Annotated in this window: 17 protein-coding genes; 6 read left to right on the plus strand and 11 right to left on the minus strand. The window is 36.6% G+C overall.

Annotation, left to right across the window (positions count from 1 at the left end):
• Nucleotides 1-13: 13 nt before the first annotated feature.
• Nucleotides 14-763, minus strand: coding sequence for a HEPN domain-containing protein (locus tag QNJ66_RS09335; RefSeq protein ID WP_300505567.1), 750 nt, complete (start codon nucleotides 761-763; stop codon nucleotides 14-16).
• Nucleotides 747-1,808, minus strand: a complete 1,062-nt coding sequence (locus QNJ66_RS09340) for an AAA family ATPase (RefSeq protein ID WP_300505569.1) — start codon at nucleotides 1,806-1,808, stop codon at nucleotides 747-749. Before QNJ66_RS09340 ends, QNJ66_RS09335 begins: the two co-directional genes overlap by 17 nt.
• A 190-nt stretch (nucleotides 1,809-1,998) precedes the next feature.
• Between QNJ66_RS09340 and mutS the strand changes: the two genes are divergently transcribed.
• The gene (mutS, locus tag QNJ66_RS09345; RefSeq protein ID WP_300505571.1) at nucleotides 1,999-4,653 is read left to right on the plus strand and encodes a DNA mismatch repair protein MutS; all 2,655 of its coding nucleotides are present in this window, start codon (nucleotides 1,999-2,001) and stop codon (nucleotides 4,651-4,653) included.
• A 21-nt stretch (nucleotides 4,654-4,674) separates the two neighbouring features.
• On the opposite strand, the gene QNJ66_RS09350 is transcribed toward mutS, so the two are convergent.
• The 7 genes from QNJ66_RS09350 to QNJ66_RS09380 form a co-directional block, all read right to left on the minus strand.
• Complete coding sequence (locus tag QNJ66_RS09350) at nucleotides 4,675-5,388, minus strand: Uma2 family endonuclease (RefSeq protein WP_300505572.1); 714 nt, start codon at nucleotides 5,386-5,388, stop codon at nucleotides 4,675-4,677.
• Between the two features lie 47 nt (nucleotides 5,389-5,435).
• Nucleotides 5,436-7,607: a polyphosphate kinase 1 gene (gene ppk1, locus QNJ66_RS09355; protein WP_300505574.1), complete on the minus strand. Its 2,172-nt coding sequence runs from the start codon at nucleotides 7,605-7,607 to the stop codon at nucleotides 5,436-5,438.
• A 101-nt stretch (nucleotides 7,608-7,708) separates the two neighbouring features.
• Nucleotides 7,709-8,443 (minus strand): peptidylprolyl isomerase, encoded by a 735-nt coding sequence (locus QNJ66_RS09360; RefSeq protein WP_300505576.1) that lies wholly within the window; start codon nucleotides 8,441-8,443, stop codon nucleotides 7,709-7,711.
• A 58-nt stretch (nucleotides 8,444-8,501) separates the two neighbouring features.
• Entirely contained in the window at nucleotides 8,502-9,053 is a 552-nt protein-coding gene (locus QNJ66_RS09365) for a photosystem I assembly protein Ycf4 (protein ID WP_300505578.1), read from the minus strand.
• 516 nt (nucleotides 9,054-9,569) lie between these two features.
• On the minus strand, nucleotides 9,570-10,871 hold the full coding sequence (locus tag QNJ66_RS09370; protein ID WP_300505580.1) for a CO2 hydration protein: 1,302 nt from the start codon (nucleotides 10,869-10,871) through the stop codon (nucleotides 9,570-9,572).
• Nucleotides 10,872-11,120: 249 nt separating this feature from the next.
• A complete protein-coding gene (locus QNJ66_RS09375) occupies nucleotides 11,121-12,614 on the minus strand; it encodes an NADH-quinone oxidoreductase subunit M (protein ID WP_300505581.1) in 1,494 nt (497 codons plus the stop codon).
• Nucleotides 12,615-12,653: 39 nt separating this feature from the next.
• Nucleotides 12,654-14,492: an NAD(P)H-quinone oxidoreductase subunit F gene (locus tag QNJ66_RS09380; protein ID WP_300505583.1), complete on the minus strand. Its 1,839-nt coding sequence runs from the start codon at nucleotides 14,490-14,492 to the stop codon at nucleotides 12,654-12,656.
• 294 nt (nucleotides 14,493-14,786) lie between these two features.
• On the opposite strand from QNJ66_RS09380, the gene QNJ66_RS09385 reads away from it, so the two are divergent.
• Entirely contained in the window at nucleotides 14,787-15,335 is a 549-nt protein-coding gene (locus QNJ66_RS09385; RefSeq protein ID WP_300505585.1) for a Uma2 family endonuclease, read from the plus strand.
• 501 nt (nucleotides 15,336-15,836) lie between these two features.
• Here QNJ66_RS09385 and QNJ66_RS09390 read toward each other — a convergent pair.
• Complete coding sequence (locus QNJ66_RS09390) at nucleotides 15,837-16,961, minus strand: RNA polymerase sigma factor, RpoD/SigA family (RefSeq protein ID WP_300505587.1); 1,125 nt, start codon at nucleotides 16,959-16,961, stop codon at nucleotides 15,837-15,839.
• Between the two features lie 736 nt (nucleotides 16,962-17,697).
• On the opposite strand from QNJ66_RS09390, the gene QNJ66_RS09395 reads away from it, so the two are divergent.
• The 4 genes from QNJ66_RS09395 to rimI all read left to right on the plus strand — a co-directional run bounded on the left by QNJ66_RS09395 (nucleotide 17,698) and on the right by rimI (nucleotide 20,189).
• Entirely contained in the window at nucleotides 17,698-17,970 is a 273-nt protein-coding gene (locus QNJ66_RS09395) for a hypothetical protein (protein WP_300505589.1), read from the plus strand.
• Between the two features lie 217 nt (nucleotides 17,971-18,187).
• Nucleotides 18,188-19,117, plus strand: coding sequence for a geranylgeranyl diphosphate synthase CrtE (crtE, locus tag QNJ66_RS09400; protein ID WP_300505591.1), 930 nt, complete (start codon nucleotides 18,188-18,190; stop codon nucleotides 19,115-19,117).
• Nucleotides 19,118-19,135: 18 nt separating this feature from the next.
• On the plus strand, nucleotides 19,136-19,591 hold the full coding sequence (locus QNJ66_RS09405; protein ID WP_300505592.1) for a divergent PAP2 family protein: 456 nt from the start codon (nucleotides 19,136-19,138) through the stop codon (nucleotides 19,589-19,591).
• 46 nt (nucleotides 19,592-19,637) lie between these two features.
• Complete coding sequence (gene rimI / locus QNJ66_RS09410) at nucleotides 19,638-20,189, plus strand: ribosomal protein S18-alanine N-acetyltransferase (RefSeq protein ID WP_300505594.1); 552 nt, start codon at nucleotides 19,638-19,640, stop codon at nucleotides 20,187-20,189.
• 14 nt (nucleotides 20,190-20,203) lie between these two features.
• Here rimI and QNJ66_RS09415 read toward each other — a convergent pair whose 3' ends face one another.
• Nucleotides 20,204-21,091, minus strand: coding sequence for a ParA family protein (locus QNJ66_RS09415; RefSeq protein WP_300505596.1), 888 nt, complete (start codon nucleotides 21,089-21,091; stop codon nucleotides 20,204-20,206).
• Nucleotides 21,092-21,105: the final 14 nt, after the last annotated feature.

Raw genomic sequence — 21,105 nt, forward strand, 5'->3', positions numbered from 1 at the left:
TATTATCTTTAAGTTATAGAATTTGATGGATATTCTCAACAACATCCTCAACAAAATTAACTGTTTCATTGACTAAAATATCATCAATTGGCCATCGGTTTCCTATATTATAGGTTGGATCTATGTCTGCTTCATGAGCAATTTTGTTTCTACGATCAACAATAAAAGTTAGTTGTTGTTTAATATCTTTGGCTCGTTTGTTCATATTATTCGCTACTTCTTCCCATAACTTTTTATCAGAAATTAATCGAATCCCATCAGCAATTTTATCAGGTTGCTGAAAACTTTGATATCCTAATGTTTCTCTAATTTCATTTTCTAACCAACTGGTATTATTCAATCGGTTGACCATACTATTAGATATGATAGGCAATAATTGAGAAAGCTGATAAGATTGCTGTAAAAATTCTGAACCATAATTTTGCTGCATTTCTGTTTCTAACCAACTTTCAATATCTAACGCTATTTTTCTTTCTTGACTCGCTCCTCCTAAAGATACTTTGAAGCGAGAAAATGCTGATTTAGAAGTATTTGCTGACACCGCAGGTTCAGGGCGTTGTCCTCGATAAATTTCTAACATTCCTAAAGTAACAACTTCATGAACATAGTAATCTAATGCACTTACAGTTAACACTAAAGCTGCTCTCAATATATCTGATAAATCCAGTGCAGATGTTGATTGAGCTTTAATAGAATTATGCAATGCAATGAGATCCCTAACTCTCTTTATACTAATTCTAAATTGATCAATTGCTGACTGCATAAGCTGATGTTAAATTAATTACTTTATCTGCTAAGTCTGAAAATTCTTGTCTACTCTTTTCTTTTGATTCTTGGATTAGATCCACTCCCCATTTCTCTGAGTCTAAGTCTCTATTGATTAAATCATAAAGAGGTTTGTTATATTCTCGGAAACAAACGCCTAATATACTCAAATCTTCAATCTTTTCTAAAAAATAACTATCATTTATTCCTAATTTTTTGTAATCTGTTAAAGGTAACATCATACGATTTTGTACCAAACTTGGAATTAATTTATGAGAAATGTCTTCTTCAATTGATTTAAAGTATTTGTCAGAAAAAGATGCTTTTTTACCAATCAAGGCAGCATCATCATAAATAATAATACCTAAAAACTTTAGTATAACATTAGGAAAGGGGTAAGTTGCTGTTTTAAAAATTGGCAATGAACTGGCTTTTTTTGCCCACTGATACCATTTAGGTAAAACTCTAGATAATGAGTCAATTGACATTGTAGAAAACAAGTCAGGTCTTGTAGGAATAATAAAAAAATCACTGGTCATTAAAATATTTTGATTGATGCCTCCTAACGCATTACTCATATTAATTAAAATATAATCAGCATTCAATTTACTAGCTGTTTTATTCAATAAATAAGTAATAGAACCTGGTAAATTTTTAAGACTTTGAACTGTATTTCTTAAATCTTGAGCCGTATTTAATATAGTTTCATATTCAAAAAGACCTCTTTGTCCAGGTAATAAAAATAAACCTTCTTGCTCACCTATAGGAATACACTCCACTGCTTCAATAGCCTTAGGTTGAGACTCAAATGCAGGGGATAAACCTGCTTTAATATCTGAATTTTTATTATAAATTGCTTCAATTCTATCTTGCTCTTCTTTGCTTTTATATCCTAAAGCACTTGCTGTTAAACTACAATTAGGATCAGCATCTACTAAAATAACTTTGTATCCTTTATTTGCCAGCATCCAACCTAAATAAAATGTTGTAACAGTCTGGCTAGTCCCAAATTCATAATTAAATATAGCAATTTTTTTGACCATTTTATCCTCCTTTTTTTTGAATTATATCAAACCCAATAATAATTAACTCTGTTGTTAGCATCTTACTTCATTTTACTTTACACTCGATCATTCTATTTATCTTAATATTTTTCTTATATTTCCTTGATTATCATAATCTAAGATAGTTTATAATAGATTGACTTTAGGCAATTATATTATTCATTGATCAATGTCCAATTATTCAAAATCAAACCCTAACCCTAATATTGGCACTAGTGATTCACCTCATACTGATTATCGTAACCTTGATGCTAAGAAATTAACCCCAATGTATCAACATTATGTTGAAGTTAAAGAACAGTATCCTAACGCTTTATTAGTGTATAGAGTAGGTGATTTTTTTGAATGTTTTTTCCAAGATGCTGTTACTATATCTCAAGAATTAGAATTACATTTAACCAGCAAAGAAGGGGGCAAAGAAATAGGCAGAGTTGCTATGACTGGTGTGCCTCATCATGCTTTAGATCGTTATAGTCGTTTATTAGTAGAAAAGGGTTATGCTGTGGCTATTTGTGATCAAGTAGAAGACTCGGCAAAAGCAGCAGCGCAAGGGCGAATGGTAGCGCGAAAAATAACTAAATTATTGACTCCTGGAACATTAACAGATGAAGGGATGTTATCAGCAAAACAGAATAATTATTTAGCTGCTATTGTTATTGCTGGGGAACATTGGGGACTTGCTTATGCTGACATTTCTACAGGAGAATTTTTTACTACTCAATCTCAAGATTTAGCTAATCTAAATTTAGAGTTATTAAGACTACAACCAGCAGAAATTTTAATTCCTACAAATGCCCCCGATATTAATAGTTTATTACGCCCCGGAGAGAAGTCTCAATATTTAGCTGATGTCTTACCCGACTGTTTTTGTTATTCCCTGCGATCGCAAACACCTTTTACTTTAAATGAGGCCAAAAGTAAGCTCTTAATTACCTTTCATCTAAGGTCATTAGAAGGGTTAGGATGCGAACATTTACCCCTAGCTATTCGGGCAGCCGGAGGTTTATTAGATTACATAGAAGATACCCAAAAAGCCTATCAAGTTCCTCTGCAACTTTTACGGACTTATAGTCAGGTTGATTTCCTCATTTTAGATTACCAAACCCGTCGTAATTTAGAAATAACTCAAACGGTAAGAGATGGAACATTTCATGGTTCTTTATTATGGGCTTTAGACCGCACCTGTACAGCAATGGGTGGCCGTGCTTTGCGTCGTTGGTTACTAGAACCATTATTAAGTATTAAAGGAATTATAGCGAGACAAAATACTATAGAACAATTAGTAGAAAATCCATCTTTAAGACAAGATATCAGACAACTACTGCGCAGTATTTATGACTTAGAAAGAATTAGTGGCAGAGTAGGTTCAGGAACAGCTAATGCGAGAGATTTATTATCATTAGCTGAGTCATTAGTCAAGTTAAAAGAATTAGCAGAGTTAGCTATTCAAGGTGATTCTGCTTATCTAAAAGCCCTGCAAAATGTTCCCCCAGAATTAGAAAAGTTAGGTCAATATGTTATCGATCATCTAGTTGAATCTCCCCCCTTACATTTAAAAGATGGAGGTGTGATTAGGGATGGTATTAATGGTGATTTAGATGCCATGCGAAAACGTTTAGAAGATGATCGTCAATGGTTAGCTAATTTAGAAATTACAGAACGAGAAAGAACAGGAGTTTCTAACCTAAAAGTTGGTTATAATAAGACCTTTGGTTATTATTTAAGTATGCCTCGCAGTAAAGCAGAACAGGCACCAGAAAATTATGTTAGAAAACAAACTTTAACCAACGAAGAAAGATATATTACTCCAGAATTAAAAGAGAGAGAAACTCGCATTTTAACCGCACAAGATGATCTCAATAAATTAGAATATGAAATTTTTGTAGAATTGCGCTTAAAGGTAGCAGAAAAAGCCCAAGAAATTCGTAAAATTGCAAAAGCAGTCGCTGCCGTTGATGTTTTATCCGGACTAGCAGAAATTGCTGTTTTTCAAGGCTATTGTTGCCCCGAAATTGTTGATAGTAGAATCATCGAAATTGTTGACGGGAGACATCCTGTAGTTGAACAATCTTTAGGTGCCGGTTTATTTGTCCCTAACTCAACTAATATGGGAGATAATCAAGGAGAAATTAACCCTGATTTGATTATTTTAACCGGTCCCAATGCCAGTGGAAAAAGCTGTTATTTACGACAAGTTGGCCTCATTCAACTAATGGCCCAAACCGGAAGTTTTGTCCCTGCTACAAGGGCAAAATTAGCCATTAGCGATCGCATTTTTACCCGTGTAGGGGCCGTGGATGATTTAGCAACGGGACAGTCAACTTTTATGGTAGAAATGAACGAAACAGCCAATATTTTAAATCATGCTACCGAAAAATCCTTAATTTTATTAGATGAAATTGGACGGGGAACGGCAACTTTTGATGGACTTTCTATTGCTTGGTCTGTGGCAGAATATCTAGCTACAGAAATACAAGGAAGGACAATTTTTGCTACCCACTATCATGAATTAAACGAACTTGCTTCTATTCTTACTAACGTAGCTAATTATCAAGTTACTGTGCAAGAATTACCCCATGAAATTGTCTTTTTACATCAAGTGAGACCAGGGGGGGCCGATAAATCTTATGGTATTGAAGCAGGAAGATTAGCCGGTTTACCAACTTCTGTTATTAGTCGAGCAAAACAAGTGATGAATCAAATCGAAAAACATAGTAAAATTGCTTTAGGATTACGAGAAGGAATTACCCAAGTTAACCCTATTAAAAACAGTCGAAATAAACAAGAATTAATCGAACAATTGGATATTTTTGATGATTTCTAAGGGCAAAGTAAATCTAATCAGCTAAACTGAATTATCTTTCAAAAGAGTCGCAACTTGTTGAGAAAACCAAATTGCTGCCATCCCATTTGTTTCAGTTTCTAAGCGTTGTAAAGTCTGATTTATCAATGATATTTTAAGTCCCTTTAAAGCTTCAGAAATATCAACTTCTTGATAAATTCCATTCTCTGCTAAAATAAAAGCAATGACTCGTTGTCCTCGCACATCAATGACCCAATATTCTCGAATACCTAATTGTGCATAAAGATGTTTTTTCTCGTCTAAGTCTTTTGCAAGAGTCGTATCACCCACTTCTCCTACTAAATCAGGTACTCTGAATTCTGCTAAGTTTATATAGCGTCTTTCTCCCATTTGCCAAGTAGGATAATCATGGCCTAAATATAACACTAAATCAGGTGCGGCCGCTTGTGTTTTCGGTTTTTCTAGTTGACAACGATTTAATAAGCTGAATTTTTCTTCTGGATGACGCGAGAACCAAGCAAATACTAGCATGGTTAGTAACTCGCAAAATTGAGAATGGTTAATTCCTTCCCGTCCCATTTCTATTAATAAATAATTTTTATCAAAAAAGAGTTTTAGCGCATCTTGTGTTTCATCATCTCGATAAGTCAGGTAATCTGACCAGGTTGCAGGTTGCAATTGAACAATATCATTATCTAGACTTTGAGGGGAAATAGAAGTAATCATTTTCCAGTAGCGATCGCTTTCAACTTTCATTATAGGACAACAAAAATAAAAAGCGATCGCTTTTTATAAATTATTTCCTAAACCGATTCTTTAATCGATTGTAAGGCCATTTCCATAAAGGTTTTTTGGGAACTTTGTTCATGTTCTTTGCTTTGGGGTTGACGTTGAATATAACTACCATCGGATTGTAATTCCCACGCTTGACGATTATCAGCTAACATTATCCCTAAAATTTCTTGTAATTGTTGAGCAATTTTCGGATTTTCTACAGGAGTAACCGCTTCAACCCGACGAGAAAGATTACGAGTCATCCAATCTGCACTACCAATATAAATTACTTCATCTCCTCCATTATGGAAGTAAAAAATTCGTGAATGTTCCAAGAAACGACCAATAATACTAATCACATTAATATTATCACTAACCCCTTTCATCCCAGGTTTTAAACAACAAATTCCTCGGACAATTAAATCAATTTTAACCCCTGCTTGGGAAGCTTTATAAAGGGTTGCAATCATTTGTGGGTCGACTAAAGAATTCATTTTTGCCACAATGCGACCACTCCCTCCATTGCGACAATGTTCCGCTTCCCGATTAATCATGGAAACCATGCGATCGCGCATATTCACAGGTGCAACTAATAATTTTCGATAGGATTTTTGCCGAGAATATCCGGTTAAAAAGTTGAATAAATCCGTTAAATCTGCCCCTAATTCTTCTCGACAACTTAATAGACCTAAATCGGTGTATAACTTAGCCGTTTTGGGATTATAATTACCCGTACCAATATGAACATAACGACGAATTTTATTCCCTTCTTTCCGAACAATTAAAATTATTTTTGTGTGGGTTTTTAATCCTACTAAACCATAGACAACATGAACCCCAGATTGTTCAAGACGACGGGCCCAAATAATGTTATTTTCTTCATCAAATCTGGCTTTTAATTCAACTAAAGCTGCTACTTGTTTCCCATTAGCAGCAGCAGCAATTAAAGCATTAACAATAGGTGAATCTCCAGACGTTCTATAAAGAGTCATTTTAATAGTTAAAACATCAGGATCATAAGCTGCTTGAGTAATAAATTGTTGCACAGAAGCACTAAAAGATTGATAGGGATGATGAACTAATATATCCCCTTGACGAATCAGAGAAAATACATCTTCTCCTTCCTGTTGAATTTTCCCGTCATCGTTACCGTCAACAACCTCTTTTATCCGTTGTAAAGCAGGAGGAATAACTGCACTCCAAGATTGATCTTTCAACTCTGGACAAGGAAGAGACATAAAATAAAATAGGTCTTTTAACCCTAATAATCCCTCGATATCATAGACATCAATTTCTTCTAATTTTAAATCTTCCATCAGTTGATTCCTGATAGCTTCAGGGGTCGCTGCATGAATTTCTAAACGTACCGCAGACTTACCAATATGACGTTTTCTTACCTCTTGTTCAATCGCTAAAAGTAAATCATCTGCTTCATCTTCTTCTACGGATAAATCAGCATTTCTTGTCACCCGAAAAGCATGACATTCTTGCACAATCATACCAGGAAATAATGCCTCAAGATTATGGGCAATAACTTGTTCTAAAGGAACTCCAGTCCAAATAGCTGTTTGTTCGTCTTCTTGATGTCTTAATTCTGGGGGAAGTGCCACAAAACGAGGTAAAACTCCAGGTACTTTTACCCTAGCAAAATGTTCTTCCTCTGTATCAGGATCACGTACCACTACCCCTAAGTTTAAACTAAGATTAGAAATATAGGGGAAAGGGTGTGATGGATCTACTGCTAATGGGGTTAAAGCAGGAAAAATATTCTCATCAAAATACTGATGTAAATAATTCCTTTGTTCCTGATCTAAATCTACATAATTAATTAAATAAATTCCTTGATTAATTAATAAATTTCTTAGTGTATATTCAAATAGATTATCTTGCTCTTTGACTAAAGAACGAAGGCGATCGCTAATGGCATTTAATTGTTGTAAAGGGGTTCTTCCATCGGGGGTTAATTTAGTAACACCGGCTTTCAGTTGTTGCTTTAATACGGCTACCCTAACCATAAAAAATTCGTCTAAATTAGAACTAAAAATGGCAGAAAACTTCAGTCTTTCTAACAAAGGAGTCCGATTATCTAATGCTTCGTTTAATACACGATGATTGAATTCTAACCAACTCAATTCACGATTAAAATAATATTGAGGATCTTTGATATTGATCTTGTCTTCTTTGACTTTTGCCTGTGCCATAGTTCTAAATATTTATGCAGATATACATAATAGCAATTGCTCTCGATTTTAGCTTAAATTATTATCGAGAGCGTTATTATTTGGTTAAGAGATATTTGTTATTATTTCTTCAAATTTTCTAACCCAGACACTACTTTAGCCGTGTCAATGCGATCGCCTTGTGTAATCTCATCAACCGTTTCCATTCCTTGAGTAACTTTACCAAATACCGCATAGTCTCCATTGAGAAATTCTAAATCTGATAAGGCAAAATAGAATTGAGAGGAAGCTGAGTCTGGCATTCCAGAACGGGCCATAGCAACTGCTCCCCGTTCGTGCTTAAGCACTACTGGTTGAGACATAACCGTACGAGTTCCCTGTTGACCCAATGCTTTGCTATAAGTGGGTTGTTCGTCCCCTTCTAGCTTAATTTCTAAGGGGATGCGTCGTTCTTGTTTAGTTTCAGGATCAATAAAACCACCGGTTCCTGTACCGTTGGGATCTCCTCCTTGAGCAACAAACGGGGTGGGTTCTTTAACCACACGATGGAAGGTTAAACCATTATAAAAACCTCTTTCCACCAGGTCTACAAAGTTTCCGGCGGTAATGGGTGCATCTTCTCCTTTTATTTCGATGGTAACTGGAGATCCCTTGATGGTCATTTCTACTACAGCGTTACCGTCTAATCTGGGATAATTATCCATGTTTAATTGACTCACTTGTTGATTTTGATTGCTATTCGGACTGGTCAGGGTCTCGGAGTTGCTAGGAGCATTAGAACACCCAGTTATCATCAACCCGGAGACCAGTATCAGACAGGTTAAAAGGTTTAACCAGCGTTGTTTTAGGTTTCTCATAGATATTTTCTCCGTTATCGGTGATCAGTGATCAGTTTTTCAGTTGCTCAAGTTCCTTTTACAATCCTTCCAGGGGAACTCCTAAAAAACTCGCTAACTCGGCTCCTTCGTTTTCTAGTTGAGAGAGGGACAGAGGTTGGCCGACACGGGTTAGGGGAACGTCTCGTTTTTGTTTAACTCGTAAATAGAGTTTCCTTTTAGTATTTAACCCTTCTTGGATGTCTGCTTTGACTGCTTGTACATCTTCTAGGGGACAAATCAATTCAACTCGACGATTTTTGCCAGGAAAACCCCAGCGAAAAATGGTTACTTTATTCGTTTCTTTATTGAATTCGTTGTAACCTCCCCCAACATTCAAAATGACCATAAACCATTGATAAAATGCCAACAGAGAACCGGCTATTCCATAGAACAGTAGGGCAACTCCTTGAGGGATAAATTGCAAGGAGGAGGTATCACTGACAATGAGTAGATTGGTTTGTAAATAACTTGAAATTCCTGCTAAAAGGAAACCAATACCGCCAATAGAGGAAACTGCCGCCCACCAGTAATTACTGAAGCGACGAGAACCGAGAACGTCTTGACGAAAAATGAGGCGATCGCTTGTCATGGCCGCTGCTTTTGTTCGATTTTTCCTAGATAGTATCTATCGCATTTTGACTTTTCCTTGCCTTAAAAAGAGCAAGGATTCTAAACGTTAAGCCTCAACGGGCTGAAGCTCCGTCTGGGCTTGTTTATAACATGATTAATCACCATGTTATTTGGGAACAGTCAAAAATCCCCTACCTGCCCTGACTAGATTGTTCTAGCTGTACAGCTACTTTATCTCATTAGTGCTGGCTGAGTTTTTCATCTGCCTAAACACCAAATCATTCTATCATAATCAAGGACACAACGGGATAAATCCCTTTGTCTCGCTCCACAGCAAGCAGTTAAAACGGACTCCCTCGACTGTTCTTTTAGGTATCATTTTCCAAGATTAGACCCAATCTACTTCTATCTTTCTATATAAAAAAATTAGTTAGGACATTTTTCATATTCATAGTTATCATTTTGAGTAACTCCGAATCTACTAAACGTCCTAACTATCATGGTTATTACTTTCAATTATTGCTACTTTTTTTGATTAACGGTAAGATTGACTTTGAATGTCGCTTAAACGTGCTTCTGGATGCAAAAATCTATCCATTTGTGACTCAAAAAATTGACGATTTTTTAATAAATGTTTGGGGTTTTCATCGTCTAAGGGATATAACAAAGCTTGGCGTAATGCTTGAATCACAGCAGAAGTTACATTGTACATGGAACGCTGAAAAGTAATCCCTAATTGAATCAACATATCACCTTCGCCACGACAATTTTTTTGATAGTATTCTGTGAGATAATCTGGCAAAAAGTGATACATATCATCCATTAATAATGTGGGGGGAATACCAGCAGTTCCTACAGGGAAAACATCGGCGTATAAAATGCCATAATGGAAGTCTTTTTGATCGTCGGGAACTTGTTGTGCTTGGGCGTTATAAGACTTGGTTCCTCTAAAGGGTGAAGTGCGATAAAATACCGCTTCAACGTAGGGTAAAGCTGCTTCATAAAGCCAGGTAAAACCTTTGGATTTGGGGATGATTTCGTAACATTCATCACCAATATAAACATGATGATAAATAGGACGGCCAGCAACAGCAAAAATACCATTAATTAAGAAGTTCATCGCATCAGGAACCCCTTTAAATCCGCCTTCATCGTAAATATCAGACATCTCGAAAAAGACAGGGGCCATCACTTCCCAAAACAGTCCTAAATTGGAATAATAAGATAACTGTCTAACTTGTTCAATAAACATTTCTGGGAACAGTCTATACAAGGCTAACATGGCAGGATTGTTCTTAAAATAAGCTTTAATAGCCTTGTCTGCATTAGCTTTATATTCTTCTGTATCTAGGTAAGCGTCAAACTTGCCAAAACCCATATCTCGACCATGCCATAACATTGATCTCATACACTCTTCAGCGAATTCCATGTTAATGCGATCGTGCCACAAATGATGGAAAAGTTTCGGCATTTTTTTTGTTTTTCCCTTCTCCATAAACTCCAAAAGTTCAGGGTGTGCGCTTGCTATTCCTCGCCAAACTCTTAAGTCTGCATCTTCACCAGCATAGTGATTATGTAAGTCTAAATATTCTTTGGGTAAGAAATATTTAAAGAAGGGAAGGGGTTCTAAAAATACTCTTTCGGCAATATATAATAAGTCTCGCCAATAGAAGTCCATCGGCACAGCATAAGCTTTATAAATACCGATGATTTGCATTAAGTTTTCGGGGTTATCTGGTAACATTGATCCCCCTGCTTCTAAGCGATGGATAATATCAGCAAAGTGATGGTTTGATGGGGGTAATTTTACAGTAGGATTAAGGGTTGTTTGTGTCATGGTAAATGTTAGTTATCGGTTATCAGTTATCAGTTATCAGTTATCAGTTATCAGTTACCAGTTATCAGTTACCAGTTACCAGTTACCTGAGTTCGATATAAGAAAATTTCGAGAAAACTGACTCAAATCAGAAGTCTCAAACCTTCATTCTCTCGTTAAAAAAATTATAACTCCGAACTCCGAACTCCGAACTCCGAACTCCGAACTCACTTCAGTTATCAGTCAAATTGAGTGGTTACTGTTCACTGTTCACTGTTCACTGTTAACAGCAACTTGTTCAATTTTATTAACATTAACGGCCAATAAATCTGTAGTAGGTTCGATCCATTTTAGTAACCAGTTGGGTTGTACACCGAGAACTATAATAATAAGGGTGAGAACAAGGGCGGGAATGGTCTCAGATGGTAAAACTTTGGGATAATATGCCTGTTTATTGTCTAATTTGCCGAAACAAGTCCTATTAAGTAAAATTACGAAGTAAACGGCGGTTAAACCCGAAGCAATGATACAGAGTATGGTTGGAATAGGAAAGGTTGCAAAACTGCCTTGAAATACGATAAATTCACCAATAAAGCCCACTAAACCTGGAATTCCAGCACTGGCCATGCCTGCGGTGATTAACAACGCGCTGGTAAGGGGTAAACCTCGTACTGGGTTCATTAAACCGTTGAGTACATCTAAGTCACGGGTTCCCACTTTCCTCTCCACAATACCCACTAAATGGAACAACAGGGCTAAAATTAAGCCGTGACTAACCATTTGCGCTACTGCCCCTAAAATGCTTAATTGAGTCCCTGCGGCGGCTGCTACTAAAATATAACCCATGTGACCGATGGAACTGTAGGCAACCATGCGTTTAATGTCTTTTTGCGCGATCGCACTTAAGGCCCCGTACAATACACTTACTGTTCCAATAATAGCTAATCCTGGGGAAACAATAGCCCAAGCATCAGGGAATAACTGCAAACCGAAGCGAATTAAGCCATAAGTACCTAATTTTGCCAAAATACCTCCTAGCAATACGGTTACAGCAGGAGAGGCTTCTGTATAAGCATCAGGTAGCCATGTATGCAAAGGCACTAGGGGAATTTTGATGCCAAACCCGATTAAAAGGATGGTTAATAGTATCAGTTTGGTGTTTAATTCTAATCCTTCTGTGGTGATAATGTCGTAGTCAAAACTGCTGGCACCATTGAGTAAACCAATGCCTAAAAATGCGGCTAAAACTAACAGTCCCGAAACTGCTGTATAGAGTAAGAATTTAGTGGAAGCATAACCCTTTTTTTCCCCTCCCCAAATTGCAATCATTAGGTAAAAAGGAATTAACTCTAGTTCGTAAAAAATCACGAATAATAAGAGATTTTGCGCAGCTAATGCTCCTGTAATTCCTGCATTGATTAACAGTGTCAGGGCATAATATAAGCGAGGTCGTTCAACATTTTCTCCTATACTATAAATTGCAATGATTGTCAAGAGACTATTTAAAGCAATTAAGGGTAAAGATAAGCCATCAACGGCTAAACTGTAGCTTAAGCCAATAAAATCAGACCAGGGTAAATATTCAGAAAATTGAAACCCTGAATCACTCAAATTAAACTGAGTTAATAACCAAATAGTAGCCCCAAAGATAATGAAAGCGAAGATTGTGGTAATTTGTCGTAAGCGAAAAGAGTCTAATTTTCCTGGAATAAAACCAACAAAAATTGACCCTAATATGGGAAACCAAAGTAAAAAACTGAGCATTGTTTCTCCTAATTCAATGATGATATAAACTTCAGTTTGTTAAAAAATGAAATTGGAAAAAATCATGCCAACAAAGAGAATAACTCCTAGAAAAATTGACAGGAAGTAAAATTGAGTTTGACCGGAAGCATTATATTTTAAGGTTTCTCCGCCAAAGATAGTGGCTAAGCCAACTAGGTTAATTACTCCATCTACTAAATAGCGATCAAACCAATAGATAATTTGAGAAATTAAACCCACCAAAAAGACAATGGTGACACGATAAAAATCTTCTGTATAAAGATCGTAAGTGAAAAAGTCTTGTAATGCTTTAGATGGTAGTTCAATGGGTTTGGAAATATCCTCGTTGAGATAGATATAAGCTGCAGTTCCGGCACCTATTAACGTAGTAATAGTAAATGATCCGGCTACTGTAACACTTAATGCTTCCCATGCTGGGAATAACTGCCATTTATATAATAAAATAGGGACGTGCAGGGCAAAACCCATCGTAACCATCATGGGTAAGACTAACGCCCATAAACCTTCTGGCGATCGCACAGTCATTTGTTTGGGTTTTCCCCCGAAAATAAGGCTAAACTCACGGGTAAGACTAAACGCAGTTAACCCGTTAACCAGCAACATGACAATAACTAAGATAGGGTTAGTTAACCACAGATGATCCGCCATTTCTGTTAACACCCAAAAACTGCCCAGAGGAGGAAAACCAACCAGTGAGGCTAACCCTACTAGAAAACATAGGCCAGAAATGGGACGACGAGACCATAAACCACCGTATTGGGTTAAATTTTGGGTAATGTTGTTTAATACCACACCACCCACACTCATCACCAATAAAGACATGGCCACGGTATATGTCAACAATAATTTTAACGCGGTTGCATCCTGTTGGGTTCCCACAGCTATGAAAACTAAACCCATGTATGCACTCACCGAATAAGACAGCGATCGCTTAACATCAATTTGAGCAATAGCGATTAAACTGGCACCAATAGCGGTTACTGCTCCCACCCAAATCATAACTGTAGATGTAATATCGGACAAGGCTAACACCGGTTGTATTTTAATCAATACCCAAGCACCGACAGATACTACAATTGTGTTACGCAGAATGGTAGCCGGCATCGGTCCTTCCATCGCTTCATCTAACCATAAATGTAAAGGAAATTGAGCGCATTTAGCCAAAGGACCAGCTATTAAAGCTAAACATAGTAATGTTGCCGTAGTAGGGCTAAGATTAGCAGTTTCAGCCCATATAGCCAACTCGTTATAGTTCCAAGTACCAGCTAAAGGTAACAAGGCCACTACTCCCATAAGTAAGATCAAGTCTCCTACCCGTTTGGTTAAAAAAGCATCTCTGGCCCCTGTTACTACTAATGATTGATTGAACCATAAACCAATCAATAAATAAGTAGCTAATGTGAGAATTTCCAGGACAACGTAACTAAAAAATAGGGAATTACACAACACAAGTGTTGTCATTCCTGCTTCAAAAATAGCTAGTAAAGAGTAAAATCTTGCCCATCCCCAGTCCATTTCCATGTAGGCAATAGCATAAACTTGAACTAAGAAATTTAGTCCAGTAATTAACACTAATGCTGCAATGGTAATGGTAGAAATTTCGATATCAAAAGTGATGTTTAAATCAACAGCATGAAGCCAAGAAAAGGATAAATAAGTAGTTGGTTTCTCCCATGTATCCACCAAAGCGACTAAACTGTGAATTAAAGCGATGAAAGTCATCAATAGGTTAACATAACCCGATGGCCTCGGACCAGTTTCTCGAATAATTCCAGGGGACCAGGGTATTGCAAGTATAGCACCAATCAGTGCGTACAAAGGAACTAGCCAAATAGTTTGACTTAAGGCTTCTATCATCTGTATTTTTCGATAATAAGTTTAACATGGATTTGCTTATATATATTAAAGCAGGTTCATAGAATTAAGTCTATGAGAGATACTATAAGATTGTCTTATACTTGAGATAAGCAAGTTAATGGTTTATTGTACACTGCTTTTGTTCACTCAGATAGTGAGGGGAGAAAATATAATCTAAATATGGATGAAATGCTGTTAATAAGGTTAAGAGTATTTTCTTTTTATGAGAATGTTGCACTGATCAATAATTCAATTAACTTGATTTATTTTTTAACAAAAATAGGAGTTGAGTTTATGCAAGTAATTACCCGAAAATTTAATGTTAATGAATACCGCAAAATGGCAGAAACAGGAATTTTAACCCCAGAAGATAGGGTAGAATTAATAGGAGGAGAAATTATTGCTATGTCACCTATTGGAAGAAAACACGCTGCTGCTGTTAACCGCTTAACAAACTTATTTCCTCCATTACTTGGAAATAAAGTTATTGTTAGTGTACAAAATTCTATCAGATTAGATAACTATTCTGAACCGCAACCAGATATTGTTCTTCTCAAACCTCGTTCTGATTTTTATGAAAGTAAAATTCCTGAAGCTGAAGATATTTATCTCTTGATTGAAGTTGCTGATAGTACAATAAAATATGATCAAGAAATAAAGTTACCCCTTTATGCTGAAAGTAATATTAATGAAGTTTGGATTGTTAATTTGAATAACAAAACTTTAGAAGTTTATCGACAACCTCAAGATAAAACTTATCTAGAACAACAGAAAAATGTTGAGTCTATTTCTCCTTTAGCTTTTCCTGATGTTAGTTTAACTATTAATGATATTTTCGGTTAATTATAGATAGTTTAATAATAATATATAATTGTAGCAGATTGTTTCAGTTAATTTGTTGCATTAGATTAAAGGTAGTGCGAGCATCTTGCTCGCTATTTTTACAGCTTGTGAGCATCTTGCTCACATTGCTATTACCTCATCTTAAATGAAACAGTCCACTACTTAATTTTTTGCTTACAAAAAGCCTCTAAAATACTTAAAGTATAATTCAAAAAATAATTAGTTATTTCGATTCAAAATTGATATGAACTTTAGCTAAAATTTTAATATCTGATTCAATGATTTTCTTAGGAATAGCTAGCCATGTCCTATCTGCTTTTTTAAATATATATTTTTGTCACATTCTTTGTAAAATTCAATAGCACCTTGAGCTTTTTTTTCCTGCTAATACTATTAACATATCTCTACTAAGGAATTAATAAACTTTTAGACTTTCAAGAATTCATAATAGGTATGGTTGGTAAGTTTTTCTTGTTCCACCCCATACCTATTTCATTGTTCTTAATGTAGCCATCCTTTGAGACGACGGGCAACCTGAGGACGACGTAACTTACGCATAGCTTTGCTTTGAATTTGACGAACTCGTTCACGGGATAAATTAAAAATACCTCCTACTTCTTCTAGGGTATGGGGTTGAGAAGTACATAACCCATAACGTAAAGAAATAACATCCTTTTCTCGTTGGGTTAAAACATCACTCAATACCGCCGAAACTTCGTACTGTAACATTCCTTCGTTCATCAACTCTTCAGGGAGTTGTAAGTCTTGGTCTTCCAGTAAATCAACTAACTCCGTGTCTTCTCCTTTACCCACCCGATGATTTAAAGATAAAGACTGTCTCCGTAGTTGCAATAACTGACGCAGTTGGGGGGGAGTTACTTCTAACTCATCGGCCAGTTCTTTTTCGTTGGGGTTGCGTTGTAATTTTTGTTTAAGAATTCGTTGGGCCTTTTTCAGTTTGTTTAATTTTTCTACAACATGAATCGGCAAACGAATAGTTCTCGCATCATTAGCAATGGTTCGAGTAATAGCTTGACGAATCCACCAATAAGCATAAGTAGAAAATTTATAACCCTTATTGGGGTCAAATTTTTCTGCCGCGCGATTAAGACCAATGGCCCCTTCTTGAATTAAATCTAGGAAAGGAACACCACGATTAAGATAACGTTTGGCAATAGACACCACCAAACGCAAATTAGAACGAATCATTTTCCGCTTAGCAGTTCGTCCCCGATGTAAACGATGGTCGAATTGCTTAGCAGTTTCAAAATCCATCGCTTTCGCCCATTCTGCTTTGTTTGGGTTACGTTGTAACTCTTCTCGTAGTTGCTGTTTAGCTTCTTCTGCTTCAACTAAAAATTGAACATGGTGGGCTAATTCTATCTCTTCTTCGGCGTTTAACAAAGGATAGCGAGACATTTCTTTGAAAAATGCCCCTACAGTATCATCAGAAACCGTTTTCCGATATCCATCCGGATACTGATTACCTAACTCATCAGATAAAGAAGAAAGTTCTACCTCAACAGATTGTAATTCGTTGTCTGTTTGTTCAAGTCCCTCTGCTTCCATTTGAGAGGGTAACAATTCATTGGTTGATTCCGTTTGCATCATTTGTATCGTATTCATAAGCTGATAATTCCGAGGAGTAAAACGGGTTGAACAAGTTCAGGAACAATGGGAGAGGAGACGAGGTCAGCTATGTAAGTAATTACAGATGATTTAGTATCAGTTTCAGGGTAGAATATTTAAGATTATATTAATAATTAAGTGGACTTCTTCTGAAACACTAATCAATAACCACACAAGGTCAAAAAGATTAACAAAAGCTAAAATTGACTGTTTTCTATCTAATCTATTGACTATCGCCTCCAGCCTTAACCAATCAGGATTCGAGGTAACTGGTTTTTTACCAGGCTACCAAAATCACTGGTATTTTTTGTCTATCTAATCACAAAAAAATCAATTTATCTATGGAAAAAGAAGTGTTTGAGGTTAAACTATAGAATATCTTAAACATTTGACTGCCTCCTTCACACTGGAAATGATTTTTTCTCTTGCTATTCACTAACTTATCCGATTTAGGGTGGATTTTTCATCCCTTTTACGATAAAGTTTTGTTAAGAAATAATTTCAGATAACTTAATAAAGAAAATCGAAAAAAAACAATAGTTGTATATATTTATACTGTAACCTATTAAATCAAAATATGTGTAGAGATTCTTGATTATTTCCTGTTGTCAACATCAATATGAGTAACAATTTTGACGGGGAGACGGGGAGTTAATTCACAAGAAAACCAAGTTTGGGATGGTATCAGGGAAAATAATCCCGACTAAACTTTTAAGTCGAACTCATAACTACTATGATTTATTTCTTTTGCTGCCCATTAGTTTTAAAAAGATTAAACACTATTGATTTAAAAACAGCCTTAATTGAAAGTCGTGATCAAAGTTTATTCCGTTCCTTTTTTCTCAGTTCTCCTGAAGAAACCGAAGCGATCAAAAAATATTTAAGAAAATATTGGAATTGGGATATAAAAAAACAAATGTGGTTAAAACAAAACATCAATTCTCCTGATGTTATTCCTGATTTACAAGGAATTTTAAGCAATAAAAATCCTTATATATTCAAATAGTAATGTCTTTAGAAATTAACAATTAATAATTACTTCTCTACACTCCCCCAACTGAAATATTTATACACCCAGTGGAAGGAAGTCAGAAGCCTTATTTTAGTGTAGTAGAGGAAAAATATGTCAATTTAATGCTAACGCTTTCATGTTTGATACGATTTTTGATAAAGTAAACGGATAGAAATGATACAAAATAATCCTTAACTATAGGCAATCAGACATGGTTATGACAGGTGAAGACCGTGTGACGCACACAGAAGCATCGAACTTTGAACTTGCGTCCTATCTTAAAGAGAAAAAACAGTTAGTTGAAGCGGCCTTAGATCAATCCCTTCCTATTACCCGTCCCGAAAAAGTCTACGAAGCAATGCGTTATTCTCTGTTGGCAGGAGGAAAACGATTACGCCCCATTCTCTGCCTAACCACCTGTGAACTAATGGGTGGAACCGTAGAAATGTCAGTCCCCACAGCTTGCGCCCTAGAAATGATCCATACCATGTCTTTGATTCATGACGATCTCCCTGCTATGGATAACGATGACTATAGACGGGGAAAATTGACCAATCATAAGGTTTATGGAGAAGATATCGCCATTTTGGCAGGAGACGCTTTATTATCCTACGCCTTTGAATACGTTGCCACCCAAACCCGTAATGTCGATTACCCTAACCTCATCGATGTCATTGCCCGTTTAGGACGCACCGTCGGGGCAGCCGGATTAGTCGGGGGTCAAGTGTTAGACTTAGAATCGGAAGGTAGATCCGATGTCACCGTAGACACCCTAAAATTTATCCATATCCACAAAACAGGGGCTTTATTAGAGACTTCTGTGGTATCTGGAGCAATTTTAGCCGGAGCTAAGCCCGAGGACATCCAAAGGCTTTCTCGTTACGCTCAGAACATTGGTTTAGCGTTTCAAATCATCGATGATATTTTAGACGTAACTGCCAGCAGTGAAGACTTAGGCAAAACCGCAGGAAAAGATCAACTGGCGCAGAAAGCCACTTATCCGAGTTTATGGGGCTTAGAAGAATCCCAAAAACAAGCTCAAGCCCTGATTGACGATGCGATCGCCCAACTGAGTCCCTACGGCCAAGCTGCCCAACCCTTAGAAGCGATCGCCCAATTTATTGTTGCTCGCAAAAACTAAACGTTTTCACCGTTAATTATGCAGGATTTTGAAGCAATTTTTCACAACAAAATACTGTTGGTGTCCCTAATAGCCTGTTTTTCTGCCCAAGGATTAAAATTAATTATTGAGTTGATTCGTCATCGCAAAATTAATTTCCGCTACTTGGTTAGCACAGGGGGAATGCCGAGCGCTCATTCAGCCTTAGTTGGGGCTTTAGCCACAGGGGTTGGTCTCACTAAGGGATGGGAAAGTCCAGAGTTTGCTATTGCTTGTTTATTTGCTGTTATTGTCATGTACGATGCGGCCGGAGTGCGTCAAGCAGCCGGAAAACAAGCGCGCATTCTCAATCAGTTACTGGATGAATTTTTACACGACAACCACCATCTCAATGAAGAGAGATTGAAGGAGTTACTCGGACATACTCCCTTCCAAGTTTTGATCGGTCTAACTTGGGGAATTAGTGTCTGTATCTTGACGATATCAGTTCTTTGAACAGTGAACAGTGACAATAACTGGTAACTGAATTTTAACTTTTTCAATGTCATTTCTATCAATTACATTTCATCAACCTCAATTGACCGATCTCGATGAACTGGTCGCTTTAGATCAGTGTTGTCTTGGGGGTTTATGGTCAAAAAATGGCTATCAACGGGAGTTAATGAGTTCCAATAGTCATTTTTGGGTTTTGTCTTCTGATTCAACCCAAACTATTCTTGGTTTTGGGTGTTTTTGGGAAATTTTAGAGGAAGCCCATATTACACTACTGATGATTTCCCCTGAGTATCAAGGTCAAGGGTTGGGTCAATTATTGCTCTATGGTTTATTGAGGGATGCGGTTAATCGAAATCTTGAACGTGCTACTCTAGAAGTCAGGGTTTCTAATCAACCGGCCCTCTGTTTATATCAAAAGTTTGGTTTTGAGGTGGCAGGACAACGAAAAGGATATTATCAAACCACAGGAGAAGATGCTTTAGTTCTCTGGCGCAAGGGTTTACAATATCCTCAATTTGAGCAAGATTTATATATTTGGAAACAACAAATTAATGATCGTCTCACGGCTAATCATTTGCAATTAATAATTAAGAATTAACAATCAACAATTGCTCAAGAAGGTAACTTACCTAAAAATTCCTCAGCTAGTTTCATAAATGCTTTAGAACCACTAGAATTAGGCATAGAAGTAACAACTGGCATAAAATTATCCACTGCCTTAGTCACATTAACATCCATGGGAATTGAGGTTTTAAAGAGTTGTTGCGGTGCAAAATCTGTTTGTACTCGTCGCATTACTCGATTGTAATAACGACTTAATAAACCGCCTCCCGATGAGATAAAAACTACTCCTAATAAATTCAAATTTAGGGGCTGATCATTTAGATGACTTTCTTTTAATTTAGCAATTCTTCTTTCTAATAATTGCATTCCCACTACAGATAAAGGTTCCGGTCTTGCTGGCAATAAATAGTAATCACTAGCAGATAATCCGCTTCTTGTCAAAAGATTATAACCCGGCGCGCAGTCCATAATTACAAAGTGATAATGCTCTAAAACAGGTTCTAAAATTTTCTGAATCAAAACCCGCTCAAAATGATTCCAAACAGTTTCAAAATCAGGATTTTCTATAATTGCGGCTTGTTTATGTAGGGTTTCGGAAACAATATACTCATCATATAATTCCAAATCTCCTGGTAATAAATCTAGTCCTTCTATACCACAAATATAGGGTTGAATAATGTCATGAATATCCAGTTTACTGTAAGGATTAGGTTGAATAATATTATCTAATAAATAACTAAGCGTCCGCCGTTTTTTTCTGGTTTGGGCGAATTCATGGGGCGACATTAAACTAAGGGTGGCACTAATTTGAGCATCTAAATCGAGAACCAATACTCGTTTTCCGTGATTTTTGGCTAAACAGGTGGCTAAATTGACGGTTAATGTAGTTTTGCCCACACCACCTTTCATGTTAACGGTACTAATTACTAATGCCATTGATTTAATCCTTG

Origin of the sequence: Crocosphaera sp. (genome assembly GCF_030064895.1) — a bacterium.
Lineage (GTDB): Bacteria > Cyanobacteriota > Cyanobacteriia > Cyanobacteriales > Microcystaceae > Crocosphaera.